Annotated in this window: 9 protein-coding genes; 4 read left to right on the plus strand and 5 right to left on the minus strand. The window is 62.9% G+C overall.

Annotation, left to right across the window (positions count from 1 at the left end):
* Positions 1–16 precede the first annotated feature (16 nt).
* Positions 17–1,042: an IS110 family RNA-guided transposase gene (locus NMB41_RS18910; protein ID WP_494379343.1), complete on the plus strand. Its 1,026-nt coding sequence runs from the start codon at positions 17–19 to the stop codon at positions 1,040–1,042.
* A gap of 346 nt (positions 1,043–1,388) precedes the next feature.
* On the opposite strand, the gene gap is transcribed toward NMB41_RS18910, so the two are convergent.
* Both gap and tkt read right to left on the minus strand, forming a co-directional pair.
* Entirely contained in the window at positions 1,389–2,399 is a 1,011-nt protein-coding gene (gene gap / locus NMB41_RS18915; RefSeq protein ID WP_494379344.1) for a type I glyceraldehyde-3-phosphate dehydrogenase, read from the minus strand.
* 86 nt (positions 2,400–2,485) lie between these two features.
* Positions 2,486–4,483: a transketolase gene (gene tkt, locus NMB41_RS18920; protein WP_494379345.1), complete on the minus strand. Its 1,998-nt coding sequence runs from the start codon at positions 4,481–4,483 to the stop codon at positions 2,486–2,488.
* A 230-nt stretch (positions 4,484–4,713) separates the two neighbouring features.
* Here tkt and NMB41_RS18925 point away from each other — a divergent pair, with 230 nt between their 5' ends.
* Positions 4,714–5,439, plus strand: coding sequence for a 16S rRNA (uracil(1498)-N(3))-methyltransferase (locus NMB41_RS18925; RefSeq protein ID WP_494379346.1), 726 nt, complete (start codon positions 4,714–4,716; stop codon positions 5,437–5,439).
* A 166-nt stretch (positions 5,440–5,605) separates the two neighbouring features.
* Here the strand turns inward: NMB41_RS18925 and NMB41_RS18930 are convergent, their stop codons facing one another.
* Positions 5,606–8,758 carry a TonB-dependent receptor gene (locus NMB41_RS18930; RefSeq protein ID WP_494379347.1) on the minus strand — a complete coding sequence of 1,051 codons (3,153 nt, stop codon included), beginning with the start codon at positions 8,756–8,758 and terminating at the stop codon, positions 5,606–5,608.
* 544 nt (positions 8,759–9,302) lie between these two features.
* On the opposite strand from NMB41_RS18930, the gene NMB41_RS18935 reads away from it, so the two are divergent.
* A complete protein-coding gene (locus NMB41_RS18935) occupies positions 9,303–10,940 on the plus strand; it encodes an NAD(P)/FAD-dependent oxidoreductase (RefSeq protein WP_494379348.1) in 1,638 nt (545 codons plus the stop codon).
* Positions 10,940–11,791 carry an EamA family transporter gene (locus tag NMB41_RS18940; RefSeq protein WP_494379349.1) on the plus strand — a complete coding sequence of 284 codons (852 nt, stop codon included), beginning with the start codon at positions 10,940–10,942 and terminating at the stop codon, positions 11,789–11,791. The genes NMB41_RS18935 and NMB41_RS18940 overlap by 1 nt, the downstream gene beginning before the upstream one ends.
* Before the next feature lie 4 nt (positions 11,792–11,795).
* Here the strand turns inward: NMB41_RS18940 and corA are convergent, their stop codons facing one another.
* Together corA and ntrC are read right to left on the minus strand one after the other, a co-directional pair.
* Positions 11,796–12,764 (minus strand): magnesium/cobalt transporter CorA, encoded by a 969-nt coding sequence (gene corA / locus NMB41_RS18945; protein WP_494379350.1) that lies wholly within the window; start codon positions 12,762–12,764, stop codon positions 11,796–11,798.
* Between the two features lie 67 nt (positions 12,765–12,831).
* Entirely contained in the window at positions 12,832–14,292 is a 1,461-nt protein-coding gene (ntrC, locus tag NMB41_RS18950) for a nitrogen regulation protein NR(I) (protein WP_494379351.1), read from the minus strand.
* Positions 14,293–14,320 lie beyond the last annotated feature (28 nt).

The following is a 14,320-nucleotide window of genomic DNA, read 5'->3' on the forward strand; positions in this document are numbered from 1 at the left end:
CTGGACGGAGGCCATCATGCAGGACGTTACGCTCATCGGCATCGACCTCGGCAAGCACAGCTTTCATGTGCATGGCCAGGATCGCCAAGGCAAAGCCCAGCTGCGCAAGAAGTTCGGCCGTAAGCAGCTCATCGAGTTCCTCGCCAAATTCCATGCTTGCACGGTCGTTATGGAAGCGTGCGCCGGTGCCCATCACATGGCCCGGCTGCTGGCCGGCTATGGCCACGAGGTCAAACTGATCTCGCCGCAATTCGTCCGCCCCTTCGTCAAGAGCAACAAGAATGACTTCATCGATGCCGAAGCCATCTGCGAAGCGGCATGCCGTCCGTCGATGCGTTTTGTGACACCAAAAACGGAAGCGCAACAATGTCTGTCGGCGCTGCACCGGGTGCGCGAATTGCTGGTACGCGAGCGCGTCAAGGCAAGCAACCAGATCCATGGATTTCTTCTGGAGTTCGGCATCAGCCTGCCGGTTGGCCATGCGGTGATTCGACGCTTGCCTTCCGTGCTGGCAAAGCAAGCTCTGCCAGCACGGCTGATAGCCCTGCTCGAGCGGTTGCACAGTCACTTCAAGTATCTCGACGAGCAGATCGCCGATATCGAGAAAGAGCTGAACCGGCAGCTACAGGACGACGACTTGGGACAGCGCCTGATGTCGATACCGGGCGTCGGGCCGATCACGGCCAGTGTGCTCGCTGCTGAAGTGGGCGATGGCAAGCAGTACGGTTGCGGCCGCGACTTCGCCGCATCAATTGGATTGGTACCGCGGCAGTACAGCACAGGCGGCAGGAATAACCTGCTGGGCATAAGCAAACGCGGCGACAAGAACATTCGGCGTTTGCTCGTGCAATGCGCCCGAGCGTACATGCAGCATCTGGAGCGCCAAACCGACCGTCTGGCGCAGTGGGTGCGCTCCATGCTGATGCGGCGGCACTCGAATGTCGTTGCGTGCGCCCTGGCCAACAAGCTGGCACGGACGGCCTGGGCAATCGCCGCGCACCACACGGAATTCAAACGACAAGAGGCCGTCATGGTGGCATGACGACCTCTTGAGCTTACTTCAATACCTACCTGGTTTTGCGACTGCTGAATTGGATGACGTAAACGGCACACCGGCCTGACGGATAACCTGGCATAAAAATCGGCTCCTGTAAGCCGACGGTTTTTTAAGGACCGACAGGCGCGACTCTCATCGTGGCGCGGAGCAAGCCTCCAAGCAGACGCCGGATAGATTTGAGCAAGCCACTACATCATACAAAAAATCAGGGTTGCAAAAAGGAGGGTGGCCATAGATTTTTATGGGCGCGCCGCCCGGTTGCCGAATGCGTTTGCGCCGGACGAAAAAAAACCCGCGGCTTCGGCGGGTTTCCAGTCGCGATTGCTGCAGCTTACTTCGCGTTCATCAGCGCGACGGTGGTGTCCAACATGCGGTTCGAGAAGCCCCACTCGTTGTCGTACCACGAGGAGACCTTCACCAGGCGTCCCGAGACCTTGGTCAGGGTCGAATCGAAATTCGACGATGCCGGGTTGTGGTTGAAGTCGATCGACACCAGCGGCTCGGTCTGGTAAGTCAGGATGCCTTTCAGGGCGCCTTCCGAAGCGGTCTTCAGGATCTGGTTGACTTCGTCCACCGTGGTGTCGCGCTTGGCGATGAAGGACAGGTCGACCAGCGAGACGTTGATGGTCGGCACGCGGATCGCGAAGCCGTCCAGCTTGCCGTTCAGCTCAGGCAGCACCAGGCCGACCGCGGCGGCGGCGCCGGTCTTGGTCGGGATCATGCTCATCGTGGCCGAACGCGCGCGGCGCAGGTCTTCGTGCATCACGTCCGACAGCACCTGGTCGTTGGTGTAGGCATGCACGGTCGTCATCAGGCCGGTTTCCAGGCCGATCGCGTCGTTCAGCGGCTTGACCAGCGGGGCCAGGCAGTTGGTGGTGCAGGAAGCGTTCGAGATGACGGTGTCGCTGCTCTTCAACACGTCCTGGTTGACGCCGAAGACGATGGTCGCGTCGACATCCTTGCCGCCCGGTGCCGAGATGATGACCTTCTTGGCGCCGCCCTTCAGGTGGGCCGAAGCCTTTTCCTTGGTGGTGAAGAAGCCGGTGCACTCCAGCACGACGTCCACGCCGAGCTCGCCCCATGGGATTTCGGCAGGATTACGCTGCGCGAAGACGCGGATCGAATCGCCGTTGACGATCATGTTGTCGCCTTCGACCGTGACGGTGCCCGGGAACTTGCCGTGGGCAGTGTCGTAGCGGGTCAGGTGGGCGTTCGACTCGGCGTTGCCGAGGTCGTTGATCGCGACGATCTGGATATCCTGCTGTTTACCGCCTTCGTAGAAAGCGCGCAGGATGTTGCGGCCGATACGGCCATAGCCGTTGATGGCAACCTTGATGGTCATACTATTTGCTCCTGATTAAAAAAAACCGTTAGCAGGTAGCGGGACACCGGTCCACGACCGGTTCCCGCCACGACCTCTATGTATACTTATCCAGCGATGACAGCTTTGGCCTTGGCCACGACGTTCTCGACGGTGAAGCCGAAGTGCTTGAACAGCACCGGCGCCGGGGCCGATTCGCCGAAGGTGTCGATGCCGACGACCGCGCCTTCCAGGCCGACGTACTTGTACCAGAAGTCCGACACGCCGGCTTCGATGGCAACACGTGGCGTGCCGCGCGTCAACACGCTGGCCTTGTAGCCAGCATCCTGACGGTCGAAGACGTCGGTCGATGGCATCGAAACGACACGGGCGGCGATGCCCTCGCCTGCCAGCGCATCGAAGGCTTTCACGGCCAGCTCGACTTCCGAACCGGTGGCGATCAGGATGACCTGCGCGTTTGCCGCGTCGCGCAGCACGTAGCCGCCCCTGGCGACATCGGAAATTTGGGCTGCATCGCGTTCCATGAACGGCAGGTTCTGGCGCGAGAAGATCAGGGTCGACGGACCATCGCGGCGCTTGACTGCCGCGCCCCAGGCCACTTGCGATTCGACCGTGTCGCACGGACGCCAGTTGTCCAGGCCCGGGATCAGGCGCAGCGACGAGACGTGCTCCACCGACTGGTGGGTCGGGCCGTCTTCGCCGAGACCGATCGAGTCGTGGGTGAACACGAACAGCGAGCGGATCTTCATCAGGGAGGCCATGCGCAGCGCATTGCGGCTGTAGTCCGAGAAGGTCAGGAAAGTCGCGCCGAACGGGATGAAGCCGCCGTGCAGGGCGACGCCGTTCTGGATCGCGGCCATGCCGAATTCGCGCACGCCGTAGTTGATGTGATTGCCCGGAATGCCCGAACGCACGGCGACGATTTCTTTCCAGTTGGTCAGGTTCGAACCGGTCAGGTCGGCCGAGCCGCCCAGGAATTCAGGCAGGGTCGCGGCCAGCGCCTGGATCGCGTTCTGCGAGGCCTTGCGGGTAGCGATGGTTTCTTTTTTGTCAACGCAGGCGGCAACCGCCGCGGCCAGCACATCGTCGAAATTGCCCGGCAGTTCGCCCTTCATGCGGCGCTCGAGTTCGGCGGCCAGCTGCGGGTGCTCGGCGCGGTAAGCGGCGAAATTCGCGTTCCACGCGCTTTCCAGTTCGGCGCCGCGCGCTTTCGCGTCCCAAGCCTGGTAGATTTCGCCAGGAATGTCGAACGGGATCGGGTCCCACACCAGGTGCTGGCGCACGGCCGCAATTTCCTTGTCGCCCAGCGGCGCGCCGTGGACTTTATCTCCGCCTTCCAGGTTCGGGGCGCCCTTGCCGATGATGGTCTTGCAGCAGATCAGGGTCGGACGGTCCGACACTTTTGCTGCCTCGATCGCGGCCGAGACTGCCGCCACGTTGTGGCCGTCGACTTTCGGGATCACGTTCCAGCCGTAGGCTTCAAAACGCTTCTGGGTGTCGTCGGTGAACCAGCCTTCAACGCGGCCGTCGATCGAAATGCCGTTGTCGTCGTACAGCCAGATCAGCTTGTTCAGGCACAGGGTGCCGGCCAGCGAGGCCACTTCGTGCGAGATGCCTTCCATCAGGCAGCCGTCGCCCAGGAATGCATAGGTGTAGTGGTCGACGACGTCAAAACCCGGACGGTTGAATTCATACGACAGCAGCCATTCGGCCAGCGCCATGCCGACCGAGTTGGCGATGCCCTGGCCCAGCGGGCCGGTGGTCGTTTCCACGCCCGGGGTGATGCCCACTTCCGGGTGACCCGGGGTCTTCGAGTGCAGCTGGCGGAAGTCCTTCAGGTCGTCCATCGAGACCTCGTAGCCGGCCAGGTGCAGGAGCGCGTAGTGCAGCATCGAGCCGTGGCCGTTCGAGAGCAGGAAGCGGTCGCGGTTCATCCAGCCTGGATTGGCCGGGTTGTGGCGGTAATGCTTGTCCCACAGGGCGACGGCGATTTCAGCCATGCCCATTGGCATGCCCGGGTGGCCTGAGTTGGCTTTCTGGACAGCGTCCATTGCCAGCGCGCGGATTGCGTTGGCCATCAGGGTGGTGGTTTGCATAGATGTCATGTTTGGCAAGTCTGAATTGGCAAGTCTGAATTGGAAGGCGGTGGCGGTACGGCAAGCCGTAACCCGGTATTCTACCAGAGCCCCGCTGCCTATTTAAAACGCGTTCAGACAAAAGCTCATGCGCCCACGCCGGCGGACGGGGGCACGGATCGACGAATGGCAACGGCGCAATTGGTCGCCGCGTGCAGGCGCTTTACAATGCAGCCTCTCTTATCATGCGCAGGAATTCCATGCCCCGTTTTTACTGTCCCCAGCCGCTCGCTGCCGGCGCCATCGTCGACCTGCCCGAAGGCGTGGCCCACCATTTGCACGTGGTGCGCATGCAGAGCGATGCTGCGGTAACGCTGTTCGACGGCCGCGGCGGGCAGTACGAGGCAACCCTGCTCTCGGTCGACCGCAAGCGCGCCACGGCCCGGGTCGACGCCTTCGACGCGCGCGAGGTCGAGGCGCCATACCGCATCACCCTGGCCCAGGCACTGCCTGAAGGCTCGAAAATGGACTGGATCATCGAAAAAGCTGTCGAACTCGGTGCCGCCGCGGTCCAGCCGCTGGCGGCACGGCGCAGTGTCGTGCGCCTCAGCGCCGAGCGTGCCGAAAAGCGCATGGACCACTGGCGCGGCGTGATCGTGGCGGCGTCCGAGCAAAGCGGACGCAACCGGCTGGCCGAGCTCGCGCCGCTGGCCGAGCTGCCGGCCTGGCTGGCCCAGCCTCCGGCCGGACCGGTCATCCTGCTCAGCCCGCGCGCCACCACCTCCCTCGCCGGCTGGGCCCGGGAGAGCGGGCCGCAGGCGGCCACGCTGCTGATCGGGCCGGAAGGCGGCTTCACGCCCGAAGAGGAAGCCGCGGCGCTCGCGGCCGGCGCCCTCTCCATGTCGATGGGGCCGCGCGTCCTGCGCACCGAAACGGCGGGCCTCGCCGCGCTATCGGTCCTGGCCGGGGCCTGGGGTGGCCTCTGAAGCGCCGCTGAAACGGACTTGCGAGGGCCGGCCGCAGTGTGGTCGGCCATTTTTTTTGTTCGGTGCCAATGAAAAATGCCGTTCAGCTTGCACTGAACGGCATGACTCCCAAGAGAGTGTTCCTGCATCCTGCCACCGTCCGCGAGGACGGTGGGCAGGTCAGCTATTAGAACTGATGGCGGTATTCCACGGTGAAGCGCATGTTGCGCTCGGTTGCCGTGGTACGGATTTCGCCGTAGTCGGCTTCAACCGTCTCGCCCGAACCGTCGTCATACGTTTCGATGCGTGCCAGGCCGGTCTGCGAGTTGAACGCGTTGAACACGTCCAGCTTCAGGCCCAGGCCCTTGATGAAGGCCGGGTTGTACGACAGGCTCAGGTCGAGGCGTTTCTCAGTCGGCAGGCGGCCGAGGCTGCCACGCGGGGCTGGACGGCCATTGCACCAGTAGTATTCTGCGCCGTAATGCGAGCCGCCGAATTCTGCGCCGAACGGATCGTTCAGACCTTCTTCCGAATCGACGTTGGTACCCAGGCAGGTCTTAGGACGACCCGACTGCATCAGGGCGTTGTAGCCCAACGACCATTCCGGATTGATCTGGTAGAAACCATACAGCTTCAACTGGTGCTTGCGGTCGTTCGGCAGCAGGCCGTACGAGTAAGCAGCAAATTCCGGATAGTCCCAAGCAGCCGAGGTGCCGACGTCGGTCTGACCGGTGTCCGAACGGGTCTGGCCTTCCATGTTGCCTGCATTGCGCGACAGCGTGTAGTTCAGCTTGGCGTACCAGCCGTTGCGGAACGGGTGCTCCAGGAACAGGTCCAGTGCCTCGTATTTGCGCTTGGCTTCAGGGAAGCCCAGTTCAGCAGGGCTGAAAGTCACGTACTGGCCTTTGCCGGTGACCAGCGGGTTACCTGCAGCGTCGTGGCCGTCGATCCAGATCGTTGCCTCTTCACCCGGGTTGAAGATGTAGCAGTTGATGAAGTCCTTCGACACGACAGGAATGCCGCGATCGCGTGCAGCGACAAACAGGCGACGGGTGTCGCAGCTGTCATCGATACCAGCGCCGAGCTTGCGGTAGGTGACCTTGGCACCGAAGTTCAGGTCCGGCGAGTAGGCACGCTCGAAGCCGAGGGTGATCTCATCCTGGTAGTTGGACTTCAGGTCCTTGACCACGACCGAGCGTGGGTTCTTGGCCTGGCCGTACTCCGAGTCAGGCGACAGCGGCGCGGTGATCGCGTTCAGGCCGGTTGGAACGCCGGTGACTGGATCGATGCCCGAGTAGGTGAAGTCCTGGCGGGTCAGGGTCGAACGCGATGCGGCGCGCGCTGCAACGCCGGTTGGCAGCTGCAGGAAGTAACGTCCAGCGCTACCGAACACTTTCAGCGAAGCGTCGCCGTTCACGTCCCACGAAGCAGCCAGGCGCGGAGCGATCTGGCGCTTCTTCTCGATGAACTTCTCGCCGTCGCCGTTCGAGTTCGAGTACTGGTCGTTACGCAGGCCCATCGTCAACAGCAGGTTCTTGTTGACCTGCCAACGGTCTTCGAGGTATTGCGCCGACTGGGTTGCTTCCGCGTCGGTGATACTGCTGAAGATCGTCTGCGTGACGTAGTAGCCGCGTGGACCGAAGCCGCCGAAGCCGCCTGGCGCGCCGAACTGGCCCGATGCCAGCGGCGTTTCGTTGAACTCGTCGCCTGCAGGGACTTTACCGTAAGTGAAGCTCGATCCGCCCGAACGAATGACACCGGCGTTCGTGACGTTCATTTCGTTGTGGTCGATACCTGCACGCAGCGTGTGGTCGCCGAGCTTGTACTCGACGTCCAGGCGCAGCGATTTCACGCCCGACTCACCCGGCTCCGTCAGGTTGCCCGGGTAGCGGTTCATATTCTTGTACAGGTTCTGAGCAGCCAGTTCAGGAACGCGGCGCGCCACGGTAGGAACACCAACCGATGGCGGCAGGCCTGGCACACCGAAGGTATTGTAGTCGACGCCGCGCTTGCCTTTGAGCTCGCCGTACATGGCGGTCAGGGTCAGGTCGTCGGTCAGGTTGCCCGTGTACTTCAGCGAGTGGATGTTTGCACCGTTGGCACCAGGGTTGCGGGTCTTCAGGTCACTCCACACGGTGTCGTTTGGCGTACCGTCCAGGTCTGCCAGCGCATACGGATTGGCCGCATTGAGCACATAGCCTACACGGCGCTGGCGTTCGCGGTTGTCCGAGCCGATCGAGGTCCACTCGAGACGGTGGTTGTCGGTCAGGTTCCAGTCAAACTTGGCGGTGTAGCGAATATCCTTGGCGTTACGCTTGTTCCAGCCATCGCGGCCGATCGTGGTGCTTTCGGTGCCGCTCACCAGATCCAGGTATTCGCGGTCAGTTGCAGTCGCGTCGGCCGCGACGAACATGAACAGCTTGTCCTTGATGATCGGGCCACCAACATAGAAACCAGCCTGATGGATGTTGGTATTGTTGTTGTCGCGGCGATAGTGCAGGGTGCCGTCGGTGCCTTCGTTATCAGCAAAGCCGGTATTCGGATAGTAGATGTTGGCGCGGTCCGAACGCAGTTCTTGCGGGTTAATGCTGTACATCGCGCCGGCTTCCCAGCGGTTGGTACCGCTCTTGGTCGTGACGTTCAGCACGCCGCCGATGGAACGGCCGAACTCGGCGCCGAAGCCGCCGGTGATCACGGACGACTGGGCAATCGCGCCGAATGGCAGTTCGATCGAGCCCAGCTGGGTCAGCGGGTTGGTGACAGGGAAACCGTTCACGTAGAACGAGTTTTCGGACGCGCCCGAACCGCCGAACGATGCGCCGCCGTAGGCAGCGTCAGCTTGCGTGGTGTTCGGTGCCAGCAGCGCGATCGAGGTCAGGTTGGTCTGTACTGGGAGGCGAGCCAGTTCACGCGCGGTGAACACGGCGCCGTTGTTGGTGTTCGTCACGTCGATGCGCGAACGGGTCCCGGTGACCTTGACGACCTGCGTGCCGGCGGCAGGCGCGGCAGCGGTGAAGGTGGCTTCCGAACCCTGACCGATCACGACATCGACTTCGGTCGAGCTGGCAACCTGGCCATTGCGGACCAGGTCGACACGGTAACGGCCGATTGGCATGGCGGTCGCCTGGTAGCGGCCCGATGCATCCACACCGAGGGTACGCTTCAGGCCCGTCTCGGTGTTCGTCATTACGACGGTGGCGCCGGCAGGTGCTTCAACGTTACCGTAGATGATACCGGTGGCGTTCGACTGTGCCATCGCTGGCGGGGCAACGGCAACACCGAGCGCCGTGGCGCTGAAGGCGATGAACAATGCACGTGCTAGTACAGTTTTTTTCAACATGTGATTTCCCAATTTATAGCGTCTCTTGTGGATCGGCTCGTTTTTTTTCCAGATTTCTACAAATCACTTGGCATTGTAAATACTCAATACTTCCTCAATCTTTCTGCTCAAGAGATTGATTGACCTCAAATTTCGGTTGAATGCGCCCAAACGTTATCTGATCGAAACATCAAACCATAGCAAAAGTACCAATGTCAACGATCAACTATTTTTAGCGTGCATAGAAACAACACTTTGCTAAAATCATATAATTGGCAACAAATGCTTCTCCCTGAACTGATGCGTTGCAGCACCGCAGCGCTCCAAGATCTTCCTCGTGCGCACCCTTGCGGTGCATGGCAAGAATTTTTCGATTGCCACCTGACCAAGGTGCGATGACTGCCCTTCTGATATTGCATCGCAATAAAGCTGAGCGTCAATACTGTATTCCAGCGGCCCCTGCCCGTGGATCGAAGTGCAGCCTGAAGCCAGTGCCGGGTTAAAATACGCGTTTGCCAGCCGCTCCCTATGCGGCACAGTGCTACCGCCCCATCCGGACTTTTCCATGCTGCGAATTAACGAACTCAAACTCCCCCTCGACCATCCCGACCACGCTCTGCGCGACGCCGTCCTCCAGCGCCTCGGCATCGCGGTCGGCGACCTGATCGATTTCACCGTCTTCAAGCGCAGCTATGACGCGCGCAAGCGCGCTGCTATCGTGCTGATCTACGCGGTCGACGTCGAGGTGAAGAACGAGGCGGCGGTGCTGGGGCGCCTCAAGGGCGACCAGCACGTCCTGCGCTCCCCTGATACCGGCTACAAATTCGTCGACGCCGCGCGCCCGCCAGCCGGCACGCCGCGTCCGGTCGTGGTCGGTACCGGTCCCTGCGGCCTGTTCGTCGCGCTGATCCTGGCGCAGATGGGCCTGAACCCGCTGGTGCTCGAGCGCGGCAAGGTGGTGCGCGAGCGCACCGTCGACACCTTCGGCTTCTGGCGCAAGCGCAAGCTCGACACCGAGTCGAACGTGCAGTTCGGCGAAGGCGGCGCCGGCACCTTCTCGGACGGCAAGCTGTACAGCCAGGTCAAGGACCCGAAGCACTACGGACGCAAGGTGCTGACCGAGTTCGTGAAGTCCGGCGCGCCGGAAGAGATCATGTACGTCAGCAAACCGCACATCGGCACCTTCCGCCTGGTGAAAATGGTCGAGCAGATGCGCGCCGAGATCCTGTCCCTGGGCGGCGAATTCCGTTTCGGGACGCGCGTCGACGATGTCATCATCAGCGAAACCAACGGCGTGCGGCAGGTACGCGGCATTGTGCTCGCCAATGGCGAGCACATTCCGACCCACCACCTGGTGATGGCGGTCGGCCACAGCGCGCGCGACACCTTCGAGATGCTGTACGAGCGCGGCGTCTACGTGGAAGCAAAGCCCTTCTCGATCGGCTTCCGGGTCGAGCATCCGCAGTCGCTGATCGACGTCTGCCGCTTCGGCCCGAACGCCGGCAACAAGATCCTGGGGGCTGCCGATTATAAAATCGTGCACCACGCCTCGAACGGGCGCTCGGTCTACAGCTTCTGCATGTGCCCGGGCGGCACGGTGGTCGCCGCCTCGTCCGAAGAAGGCCGCGTCGTCACCAACGGCATGAGCCAGTATTCGCGCAACGAACGCAACGCCAACAGCGCCATCGTTGTCGGCATCACGCCCGAGGATTTCCCGGGACATCCGCTGGCGGGCATCGCCTTCCAGCGCGAACTCGAGTCGCGCGCCTTCGTCCTGGGCGGCAGCACCTATGACGCGCCGGGCCAGCTGATGGGCGATTTTGTCCGCGGCGTGGCCTCGACCGAATTCGGCTCCGTCATCCCTTCTTTCAAGCCGGCGGTGCACCTGACCGACCTCGCCCCTTCCCTGCCTGAATATGCGATCGTCGCGATGCGCGAAGCGTTTGTCGCGTTCGACAAGCAGATCAAGGGCTATTACAAGGAAGACGCGGTGCTGACCGGCGTCGAGACGCGCACCTCGTCGCCGATCCGCATCAAGCGCCGCGACGACGACCTGCAAAGCCTGAACACGCGCGGCCTGTTCCCGGCCGGCGAAGGCGCGGGCTACGCCGGCGGCATCATGTCGGCGGCGATCGACGGCATCCGCGTGGCCGAAGCCGTGGCGCTGGCCATGGGCGTGCCGGTCCCGAGCCTGCAAGCCTGATGCAGGCGCCCGCGGGCAGGCTCGCGCCCCTTCTCGCCATCGTCGGTTCGCTGATCTCGGTGAATGTGGGCGCGGCCTATGCCAAGGGTATGTTTGCGCTGGTGGGCAGCGCCGGCATCACAGCCACGCGCGTGGGACTGGCGAGCATCCTGCTGCTGGCCTTCTGGCGTCCCTGGCGTGCGCCGCTCGGGCGCAAGGATGCGATCAACGTCGCGATCTACGGCATCATGCTCGGCATGATGAACCTGCTGATCTATGCGGCGTTCGCACGCATTCCGATCGGGGTGGCGATCGCCATCGAAGTCATCGGCCCGCTGGCGGTCGTGGTGTTCTCGTCGCGTCACGCACGCGACTTCGCCTGGGTGGCCTGCGCCGGCTTAGGCCTGTGGCTGCTGGCGCCCACAAGCCCCGGGGCCGCCGCCCTCGACCCGGTCGGCGTGGCCGCGGCGCTGGTCGCCGGCTTCTGCTGGGCCATGTACATCGTCTTCGGCAAGCGCGTCTCGACGCTCAAGGGCGGGCATGTGGTGGCCTGGGGGATGTTCGCCGCCGCCCTGTGCACGGTGCCGGTCGGGATCGCGCAGGCCGGCAGCGCGCTGTTCGCGCCCCAGGTGCTGATCGGCGGCCTGGTGGTGGCCCTGCTCTCCTCGATCCTGCCCTATTCGCTGGAGATGATGGCCCTGTCGCGCCTGCCGCGCCGCGTGTTCGGCATCCTGGTCAGCGCCGGCCCGGCCGTGGGCGCGCTGGCGGGCTTCCTGGTGCTGGGCGAAGTGTTGACGACGACGCAGTGGCTGGCGATCGGGATGATCGTTGTCGCCACCGCAGGCAGCGCGGCGACCGCGGGCCGTGCTTGAGCCTCTATAGCCAGCCCGACTTCCTGAATCGGTAGTAAAGATAACTGCAAACGCCGATCATGATGCCGACCGCCGTCGGATAGCCATACTTCCACTTCAGCTCCGGCATGAATTCGAAATTCATGCCCCAGATTCCCGCAAAGGCCGTAAACACGGCAAAGATCGCGGCATACGCGGCGAGCTTCTTGTTGACGTCGTTTTCTTCGATCGTGACCATCGACAGCGTGACCTGGATCGCGGTGGCGATGGTGTCGCGGATAGCGTCGAGGCGCCCCGAAATGCGCTGCAGGTGGTCATGGACGTCGCGGAAGTAATTCTGGGTATCGCAGGCCAGTGTCGGCACCCGCCCGCCATCGAGACGGCCGATCGCATCCATCAGGGGAATGACCGCATGACGCAGCACCAGTGTCTTGCGCTTGAGGTCATACAGACGCTCGATGTTGTCACGCTGGGCGCCCTGCCCGACGAAGATGCGGTCTTCGATCGCCTCCAGGTCCGACTCGAGCATGTCGACTACCGGAAAATAGCGGTCGACGACGGCGTCCATCAGCGCATACAGCACGAAGCCGGACCCCATCTTCAAAAGATGCGGCTCGCGCTCGGCGCGGGCGCGCACGCCGAGAAAACCCAGGGCCGAATCGCGCCGCACCGACAGCACGTAATTCGGGCCGGCGAAGACCGCGACTTCGCCCGACGTCAGTTCGTCGCCGTTCAGGTTCACGGTATGGACGACGGCAAACAGCGAGTCGCCGTACTCCTCCAGTTTCGGGCGCTGGTGGCCGCGCAGGGCATCTTCCACCGCCAGCTCGTGCAGGCCGAATTCCTCCTGCATCTTGAGCAGTTCGTCGGGCATGGGATCGCGCAGGGCGACCCAGACGAAGCAGCTCGGTTCTTTCAGGTACTCGCTGATATCCTCAACGGGGATATCGGACAGTTTTTTGCCTTCCTGGTAGGCGACGCAGTTGATCAGCATGAGGTGCAATGGATGGGAAAACGATGCGAGAGCTTACACCATCGCGCCCGTCCATTGCGCCGCGCCCTTATTCCTCGCGCGCGCCGTCGATGCCGAGCTCCACGATCTTGCGCGTGATCGTATTGCGCCCGATCCCCAGGCGCATGGCCGCATCGTTCTTGCGCCCGTGCGTGTGCTTGAGCGCCGTCTTGATCAGGGCCGACTCGAACTGCTTGCCGAGCGTGTCCATCACTTCGAACTGGCCGGCGCTGAGCATGCTGGCCGCCTGCAGCTCCAGGAGGCCAATCCAGCCGTCCGGCGTGGGCGGCATCGACAAGGGCTGCGCTGTTCCCCCTTCGGCCAGCGGCGGCGCGGCGTACGTCACGCCCACCGGCGGCGCCTGGGTCAGGTCGCGCGGCAAATCCTTGACCTCGACCGTCTGGCCGGGCGCCATCACGGTGATCCAGTTGCACAGGTTTTCCAGCTGACGCACGTTACCGGGCAGTTCCAAGCTTGAGAGGAAACGCATCGCGCTTTCGCTCATGCGCTTCGGTTCGACGCCCAGTTGGTGTGCGCTCTGCACCAAAAAGTGGCGTGCCAGCAGCGGGATGTCCTCAACGCGTTCGCGCAGGCTCGGCAAGCGCAGGCGGATCACGTTCAGGCGGTGATACAAATCTTCGCGAAACAGGCCGTCGCGCACGCGCTGTTCCAGGTTCTGGTGGGTCGCCGCGATCACGCGCACATTCGCTTTCACCGGCTGGTGGCCGCCGACGCGGTAGAAGTGGCCATCCGACAGCACCCTGAGCAAACGCGTCTGCAGGTCGAAAGGCATGTCGCCGATTTCATCCAGGAAGAGCGTGCCGTCCTCGGCCTGCTCGAAGCGGCCGCGCCGCATCGCCTGCGCGCCGGTGAACGCGCCGCGCTCGTGCCCGAACAGTTCGGATTCGAGCAGGTCCTTCGGGATCGCGGCCGTGTTCAAGGCGATGAACGGCTGCTGCGCGCGCGGGCTGTGCTTGTGCAGCGCCCGTGCAACCAGCTCCTTGCCGGTGCCCGACTCGCCCGTGATCAGCACCGTCACGTTCGACTGCGAGAGGCGCCCGATGGCGCGGAAGACTTCCTGCATCGCCGGCGCCAGGCCCAGGATTTCGGGCGTCTCGGCAGGTGCGGCTTCGACGCTCGCTTCGCGCAGGCTCTCCTCCAGTGCACGCCGGATCAGCGAGACGGCCTTGTCGATGTCGAAGGGCTTGGCCAGGTAGTCGAAAGCGCCGCCCTGGAACGAGGCGACGGCCGAGTCGAGGTCGGAAAAGGCGGTGATGATGATAACCGGCAGGCCCGGGTGGCGCGCCTTGACGGCCTGCAGCAGGTCGATGCCGGATTCGCCCGGCATGCGGATGTCCGATACCAGCACCTGCGGCGCATCATTCTCGAACGCGGCTAAAGCATCGCGCGCGTTGGCGAAGCTGCGCGTCTCGAGATTCTCGCGCGCCAGGGCTTTTTCGAGCACCCAGCGGATCGATGCGTCGTCGTCGACAATCCAGATTGGTTTCATGTAGGTCGTGCTTTCCGCAGTAGATTCG

It is taken from the genome of Massilia sp. FBCC-B171, assembly GCF_059134155.1.

Coding starts and splice junctions, on each gene's coding strand:
- NMB41_RS18910 (WP_494379343.1), top strand. CDS start 17: ATGCAGGACGTTACGCTCATCGGCATCGACCTCGGCAAGCACAGCTTT.
- gap (WP_494379344.1), bottom strand. CDS start 2,399: ATGACCATCAAGGTTGCCATCAACGGCTATGGCCGTATCGGCCGCAAC.
- tkt (WP_494379345.1), bottom strand. CDS start 4,483: ATGACATCTATGCAAACCACCACCCTGATGGCCAACGCAATCCGCGCG.
- NMB41_RS18925 (WP_494379346.1), top strand. CDS start 4,714: ATGCCCCGTTTTTACTGTCCCCAGCCGCTCGCTGCCGGCGCCATCGTC.
- NMB41_RS18930 (WP_494379347.1), bottom strand. CDS start 8,758: ATGTTGAAAAAAACTGTACTAGCACGTGCATTGTTCATCGCCTTCAGC.
- NMB41_RS18935 (WP_494379348.1), top strand. CDS start 9,303: ATGCTGCGAATTAACGAACTCAAACTCCCCCTCGACCATCCCGACCAC.
- NMB41_RS18940 (WP_494379349.1), top strand. CDS start 10,940: ATGCAGGCGCCCGCGGGCAGGCTCGCGCCCCTTCTCGCCATCGTCGGT.
- corA (WP_494379350.1), bottom strand. CDS start 12,764: ATGCTGATCAACTGCGTCGCCTACCAGGAAGGCAAAAAACTGTCCGAT.
- ntrC (WP_494379351.1), bottom strand. CDS start 14,292: ATGAAACCAATCTGGATTGTCGACGACGACGCATCGATCCGCTGGGTG.